Annotated in this window: 4 protein-coding genes, 5 tRNA genes and 2 rRNA genes (1 of these 11 running past the window's edge); 2 read left to right on the forward strand and 9 right to left on the reverse strand. The window is 45.1% G+C overall.

Annotated features, from left to right (window positions below):
• Positions 1–633 precede the first annotated feature (633 nt).
• Both RBH76_04890 and RBH76_04895 read left to right on the forward strand, forming a co-directional pair.
• Entirely contained in the window at positions 634–888 is a 255-nt protein-coding gene (locus tag RBH76_04890; GenBank protein WMJ84766.1) for a TfoX/Sxy family protein, read from the forward strand.
• 92 nt (positions 889–980) lie between these two features.
• Positions 981–1415 carry a GNAT family N-acetyltransferase gene (locus tag RBH76_04895; GenBank protein WMJ84767.1) on the forward strand — a complete coding sequence of 145 codons (435 nt, stop codon included), beginning with the start codon at positions 981–983 and terminating at the stop codon, positions 1413–1415.
• A gap of 55 nt (positions 1416–1470) precedes the next feature.
• Here the strand turns inward: RBH76_04895 and htpG are convergent, their stop codons facing one another.
• The 9 genes from htpG to RBH76_04940 all read right to left on the reverse strand — a co-directional run.
• Positions 1471–3360 carry a molecular chaperone HtpG gene (gene htpG, locus RBH76_04900; GenBank protein WMJ84768.1) on the reverse strand — a complete coding sequence of 630 codons (1890 nt, stop codon included), beginning with the start codon at positions 3358–3360 and terminating at the stop codon, positions 1471–1473.
• A 205-nt stretch (positions 3361–3565) separates the two neighbouring features.
• Positions 3566–4924 carry an APC family permease gene (locus RBH76_04905; protein WMJ84769.1) on the reverse strand — a complete coding sequence of 453 codons (1359 nt, stop codon included), beginning with the start codon at positions 4922–4924 and terminating at the stop codon, positions 3566–3568.
• A gap of 373 nt (positions 4925–5297) precedes the next feature.
• Positions 5298–5373: transfer RNA gene (locus RBH76_04910), tRNA-Trp, on the reverse strand.
• A 50-nt stretch (positions 5374–5423) separates the two neighbouring features.
• Positions 5424–5500 (reverse strand) — tRNA-Ile (locus RBH76_04915).
• A gap of 46 nt (positions 5501–5546) precedes the next feature.
• Positions 5547–5622 (reverse strand) — tRNA-Asn (locus RBH76_04920).
• 40 nt (positions 5623–5662) lie between these two features.
• Positions 5663–5779, reverse strand: a 5S ribosomal RNA gene (gene rrf, locus RBH76_04925).
• A gap of 27 nt (positions 5780–5806) precedes the next feature.
• Positions 5807–5882: transfer RNA gene (locus tag RBH76_04930), tRNA-Glu, on the reverse strand.
• A 95-nt stretch (positions 5883–5977) separates the two neighbouring features.
• Positions 5978–6053 (reverse strand) — tRNA-Lys (locus RBH76_04935).
• A 78-nt stretch (positions 6054–6131) separates the two neighbouring features.
• Positions 6132–6997: ribosomal RNA gene (locus tag RBH76_04940) — 23S ribosomal RNA — on the reverse strand; it runs 1965 nt beyond the window's last position.

Genomic DNA, 6997 nt, shown 5'->3' on the forward strand with positions numbered 1-6997 from the left:
GCAGTGAAAACCGTGTAAACGGCGTGGCCGAATCGGTCGGCTCTCTTGGTGACACGCTTTGCACGGTACCCTTAATTACTACAACTGCCAGCTATGGATCAGCCATAACGTGTGGCATGGGAATGGGCCGCGGTATGGGCAGTATGGGCCCCGGTCGCGGTAGCATAAAGCGCACGGATGGTGAAATACCCCAACGCCCCGATCTAACCGCCTGAGTGACCACCCAGACGCAATAGAGCAAGCCGTGATTTACAATCCTCTTTATTCTTTTCTTTTTCATTTTTTCTCCTGCAAAATTGAAACGGGGCTTTAACCAGTAAGTTAAAGTCCCGTTCAGCTTTGGTTTATACTATTGATCACCCCTGAAAGGTTAGCCTCCATCAGCGACATCTGTTTGCGCTCTGCTGCGTGCAGCACACTATGCGATCGGCAACGGCAACAGATCATCTCGGATAGAAGCAATTTCAATACCGCAGCGCCTATCACAGTTCATAGGCATTGTTATAGATGTTTTTATCTGAGGTGCTTACTTTTATATAAGCATTCAAATTTCATTTATTCCCAAAAATGTAATAAAATCACTTTTTATCTCCTTTAATCGGTGCTATAATGATTAAAAAGGAGCGTGAGCAGATGGGGGAACTTGCAAGGCTGCCAAACATCGGCAGCGTGCTTGAAAAGCAACTACATGAAATTGGCATCACTACTTTTGGAGAGTTAAAGCAGATTGGAAGCAGACAGGCATGGCTACATATCAAAGCCATAGATGACTCCGCCTGTTTGCATCGTTTGTATGCGCTCGAAGGCGCTATCCAAGGCGTTAAAAAAACGCTGCTGCCGCTGGATGAAAAGGCTGATTTAAAAGCTTTTTATGATGTACATAAATAAGAAACCGCAGTAAGCAAGCAGAAGTTAGAACTTAAGGTAAAATATATCTTACAATATACTCTAGGTAAAGATTAAGTTAAGATGAGGTGCCTATGCTTATCAAAAAAATACGTGCAGAAGACTACCCCAATGCCCTGTCTTTAGTTTTAACTGTTTTTTTGCAGTATGAAGCGCCAGATTACCCAGAACAGGGTGTACAATCCTTCAAAGCAGCCATTTCTGATCAGGCATTTCTAGATTCGTTAGAAATGTGGGGTGCCTATTCCGATGATAATATTTTTGGGGTAATCGCTTTTAAAAACCAAGGCTGTCATATCGCACTACTTTTTGTGGACAGTGCCCATCACCGAAAAGGAATAGGTCGTTCTCTTTTTGAAACAGCGCTTGAAACTATTGACAGCGATATCATTACAGTTAATTCTTCACCCTACGCAGTCGAGTTTTACCGTAAGCTAGGGTTTATCCCAACTAGCTCTGAACAATGTACAGATGGCATTCTTTATACCCCTATGACATATACAAAATAAAACTAATATAAAAAAAACAGGCACTTGAGGCCTGTTCTTTTTATAACGGTTAGACTTATTTCATCAGTTCACAAACAGCATTAGAAAACCTGATTGGGTCTTCAATTGTCAGCCCTTCGATCAGTAGTGCCTGATCATACAGCAGCTGCGCGTAGGTAGCCAGTTTGTCTTTGTCATCTGGCCATAGCGACACTAGCTTATCGAATATCGGGTGTCCACCGTTGAGCTCTAGTACACGCTCGGCCTTAACTTTCTGATTGCCTGGGATGTCATTGAGTACTTTTTCCATCTCGATGGAAACCGCGCCCTTTGCCGACAGGCAAACCGGGTGGCTCTTCAGTCGTGAAGACAGGCACACCTGTGTCACCTTGTCACCCAGTGACTCCTTCAAGAAGTCAAGCAGCTCTTTGTTGTCAGTTTCCTTCTTTTCCTGCTCAGCTTTCTGCTCTTCACTTTCCAAACCGAGATCGTTGGAGGAGATGGAACGCAGTTCCTTTTCCTGAACGCTATGCAACACCTGCATAAGGAATTCATCCACATGCTCGGTCAGGCATAAAAGGTCATAGCCCTTATCCTTAAGCAGCTCAGCCTGAGGCAGTTTGGAGAGCTTTTCAAAGCTTTCACCTGCTGCGTAATAAATATACTTTTGCTCTTCGGGCATGACCTCGACATATTCTTTGAAGGTCACCAACTTGCCATCGGAGGCTCTACGGAACATGACCAGCTCTTCAAGCTGCTCACGGTTGGCACCAAAGGACTGGTAGATGCCGAATTTAATGGTCAGCCCAAAAGTGTTCCAAAACTTTTCATAGTCTTCACGGTTCTTGTCCCGCATATCAACCAGCTCATTTTTAATACGCTTTTCAAGTGCATTCCGAATCAATGTAAGCTGGCGATCGTGCTGCAGCAGCTCGCGCGAAATATTTAGTGAGAGATCTTCACTATCCACAAGGCCTTTAACAAACCCAAAATACTCCGGCAGCAGATCGGAGCAGCGCTCCATAATCATGACACCACTCGAATAGAGATTCAGGCCCCGCTCAAATTCCTTTGAATAATAGTTATAATCTGCCTTTGATGGAATATAGAGCAGTGCTTGATACTCGGTTGTGCCCTCAGCCTTCTGGTGAATGACCCGCAATGGATCGGTATAATCATAGAACTTTTCTTTATAAAAGGACTTATATTCTTCGTCGGATACATCCTTCTTATTTTTCTTCCAGATGGGTACCATGCTGTTAAGCGTCGTTGTTTCGACAACCGTCTCCATCTCGTTAGAGCCTTCAGGTGCCCCCTCCTTAGGATGCTGACGCTCCATATCCATCTGGATGGGGTAGCGAATGTAATCTGAATATTTTTTGATAATGGATGAAATGCGGTATTGCTCTAAAAATTCTGAATAGTGTTCATTCTCAGTGTCTGGCTTGATATGAAGTGTAATCTCAGTGCCCGTATCCATTTTTTCGGCAGTGGAAATGGTATACCCGTCGCCACCTTCAGACTCCCAGCAATAGGCCTCATCCGAGCCAAAGGTACGGCTAACGACAGTAACCTTGTCGGCCACCATAAACGCAGAGTAAAAACCGACACCGAACTGGCCGATAATGTCGATATCTTCGTTCAACTCATTTTGTTTGACAAATTCGCCCGAACCACTGTGTGCGATAGTACCAAGGTTTTGCTCCAACTCCTCCTTGGTCATACCGATGCCATTATCGCAAATTTTGATTTGGCGAGCTTCTTTGTCAAGCTCTAACCGAATTAAAAAGTCCGACCGGCTCTTGCCGACAGATTGATCGGTTAACGACCGAAAATAAAGCTTATCAATGGCATCGCTGGCATTGGATATCAGCTCTCTCAAAAAAATTTCTTTGTTTGTGTAAATAGAATTTACCATGAGGTCCAAAATGCGTTTGGATTCTGTCTTAAATTGCTTTTTAGACACAGCTAAACCTCCTGCACGTCGTTAGTTTAGCACTCTTTGTATTTGAGTGCTAATATAATATACAACATCTGACATTAAAAATCAAGAGCAAAATCATTAAGAAACCATGAAACAGTATTTAGTAAACCGCTTTGCTCCAGAATTAAAGCTTTTTAATATAAAACCTAGAAGGCGGTACCAGAAATCTGGCACCGCCCATCGCTTATCAAAATTGAGTTTTTTTACTCGGTTTCATATAAGTCACACCTATAAGCGAAATAACCACAAACACAATAATGTAGTATGCCACCGCCCATCCGTGCGCAAAGCAGGCTGCGACCACCATAAAAATGCACCCGCAAATAGCCAGCAGTGGTGCAATAACACGCTTACCAAACGACAGCGCACTATCCTTTGTAATATGCCAGAAAATCGGAATATAAGCGGCGTAAAGCGTCACAATAGGTAGCTCAGATGTGTCAAAACAAAACGGACCAAACCAAGGCGCGGTTAGATTTGCACCATAAAAATACATCAACCAAAATGCTGCAAAGAAGAGGCCGATAATGCTAGAGTTTGTCGGCATGTTAGAAGTAGGATCAATCTGCCTAAACATCTCTGGCGCCGGGCCTTCACCTCTTGCCGCTAATGCATAAAACCCACGGGTACACCCCATCATTAGCCCATTGAGCGTACCAAGGCAAGAAATAACAATAACAATAAACAGTGCACTGGCGCCTACATCAGAAAACACCGCTTGGAACGCCAGTTTGGCACCGGTCTCGCCACCGGCCATCATGACCTCATTGCTCACACCGCCGGCCAAGCCAATATAATAGCAGATATAAACAGCAGCGACAATCAACGTACCAAAAATCAACGCCAAAGGCAGATTCCTTTTCGCATCTTTGAGCTCGGCATTAATAGAAGTTGCAACTATCCAACCCTCATAAGCAAATGAGGTCGCGACAACCGCCGTAAAAAGGGCGTTGCCGGTGCTTACAGGCGTAACAATCGTCGTGAAGTTTTGGACCGTCATACCGTTGTTCAAACCAACGATGGTGCCGACCACCGCCATCAGTGCCAGGGGAATCAACTTAATAATGGTGGTGGAAACCTGAAACTTGCCCGCCAGGACAGGAGAAAGTGCATTCATAGCAAATGCGGCCACCAAAAAGAACATGCTGATGACCATACATTGAGGGCCAACTATATCAAAGCCAATAATCACGCATAAATATCTGGCGCTAACCCAAGCCAAAACGCTAGTCAAAGAGGGGTAATAAATAGTTGCCAAAAACCACCCTAACATATATCCGTACTTCTTGCCGCAGGATACCTCAGCATAGTCGACAACACCACTGACAAACGCATGTTTTGTCGCCATAATCGAAAATGCATAAGCACATACCACCATAATTGCACCACCGATGATCCATGCTAAAATTCCCAACGGCAGATTTCCGCCAGTAGCCAACAGAATTTTTTCTGCTTTAAAAAATACGCCACTGCCAATAACAATACCAACCACCATCGCTATAGCGGTTGGTAGACCATATTTTACAGTTAGTTTGTGATTCTCCATAATCTTTCCTCCTATAAATCCAGCATTCATGTATCCTTTAAAGTTTATATCAAAGGTCGTTAACAGTCAATAAATAAAAAAGACAAATATTGTTGTAATTTCTATCAAATATGTTAGTGCCTCTACATCTATTTCTCATCTGTATATAAGTTGTTTTATGTTTTTATAACTACCCCATCATTTAAAGAAACATAATATATTATTTGTATTGATATAAAAAGAGTAAAATTTTCTCATTGCATTAGTACTTTTAGGTCTTTATTCTTCGTAACAGAAGGTTTTGATTTGTAAAAGTCTCCCATTCTTCAGCATAATCGACATTACATTTTATAATTCATCAATAAAAAAAGACCAGTCAAAAAACTGATCTTTTTGGCAGGGGCAGAAGGACTTGAACCCTCGGCACGCGGTTTTGGAGACCGCTGCTCTACCAACTGAGCTATGCCCCTATGTTAAATATTATGTAATATAAGAGATTTGAAATCTCTATTTTAGCAAATGGTGGGCCTTCAGGGACTCGAACCCCGGACCAACCGGTTATGAGCCGGCCGCTCTGACCAACTGAGCTAAAGGCCCTTCTTAGTACAATATGCTGCCAGTAAATCTGACAGCATATTGTAATTGGCTCCCCAAGTTGGACTCGAACCAACGACCCTGCGGTTAACAGCCGCATGCTCTACCGACTGAGCTATTGAGGAATATCTACAGGATTAAATATTATTCTAATCCTGTATCAAATGTCGGCACCGACCTATCTTCCCAGGACGTCTCCATCCAAGTATTTTCGGCACTGATGAGCTTAACGACCGTGTTCGGAATGGGAACGGGTGGATCCTCATCGTCATTAACACCGACTCGATACCAAGCTGTCACTTAGTATCATGGTGACCCGTGGGGGATTCGAACCCCCGTTGCCGGCGTGAGAGGCCGGAGTCTTAGGCCACTTGACCAACGGGCCATATGCGCGCTGATTATGACAGCGGTATATCAAAATATCTTGCGACAATTTTGAACGATTTGTTGTGTGGCCGAAGTTCCGGCCACACAAGCCGTTGGTGCACCTTCACGGACTCGAACCGGGGGCCCGCTGATTAAGAGTCAGCTGCTCTACCAACTGAGCTAAAGGTGCAAATGAATGAGCAAAGTTGCACACTCAAAATTGAACAATGAAATGTCTGCAATATGCGAGACCTATTAAGATCACTTAAAGGTCAAGCCCTCGACCGATTAGTACTCGCTGGCTTAACACGTCGCCGTGCTTACACCTTGAGCCTATCAACCCGGTAGTCTTCCGGGGGTCTTACCTGCTTATAGCAGTGGGATATCTTATCTTGAGGACGGCTTCACGCTTAGATGCTTTCAGCGTTTATCCGATCCGCACATAGCTGCCCAGCTGTGCCACTGGCGTGACAACTGGTGCACCAGAGGTGCGTCCATCCCGGTCCTCTCGTACTAAGGACAGCTCCTCTCAAATATCCTGCGCCCACGACAGATAGGGACCGAACTGTCTCACGACGTTCTGAACCCAGCTCGCGTACCGCTTTAATTGGCGAACAGCCAAACCCTTGGGACCGAATACAGCCCCAGGATGCGATGAGCCGACATCGAGGTGCCAAACCTCCCCGACGATGTGGACTCTTGGGGAGATCAGCCTGTTATCCCCAGGGTAGCTTTTATCCGTTGAGCGATGGCATTTCCACTCACATACCACCGGATCACTAACTCCAACTTTCGTTACTGCTCGACCCGTCGGTCTCGCAGTTAGGCTAGCTTATGCGTTTACACTCTAACGCATGGTTTCCGTCCATGCTGAGCTAACCTTTGAGCGCCTCCGTTACCTTTTCGGAGGCGACCGCCCCAGTCAAACTGCCCGCCTGACAATGTCCCCCGGCCAGATTCATGGCCGCAGGTTAGAATTCCAGTACCTAAAGAGTGGTATCCCAACGGCGCCTCCACGTGAACTGACGTCCACGCTTCATAGGCTCCCACCTATCCTGTACATTAAATACCGAAATCCAATATCAAGCTGCAGTGAAGCTCCATGGGGTCTTTCCGTCTAGTCGCGGGTAACCG

The organism is Oscillospiraceae bacterium MB24-C1, from assembly GCA_030913685.1.
Lineage (GTDB): Bacteria > Bacillota > Clostridia > Oscillospirales > Ruminococcaceae > Yanshouia.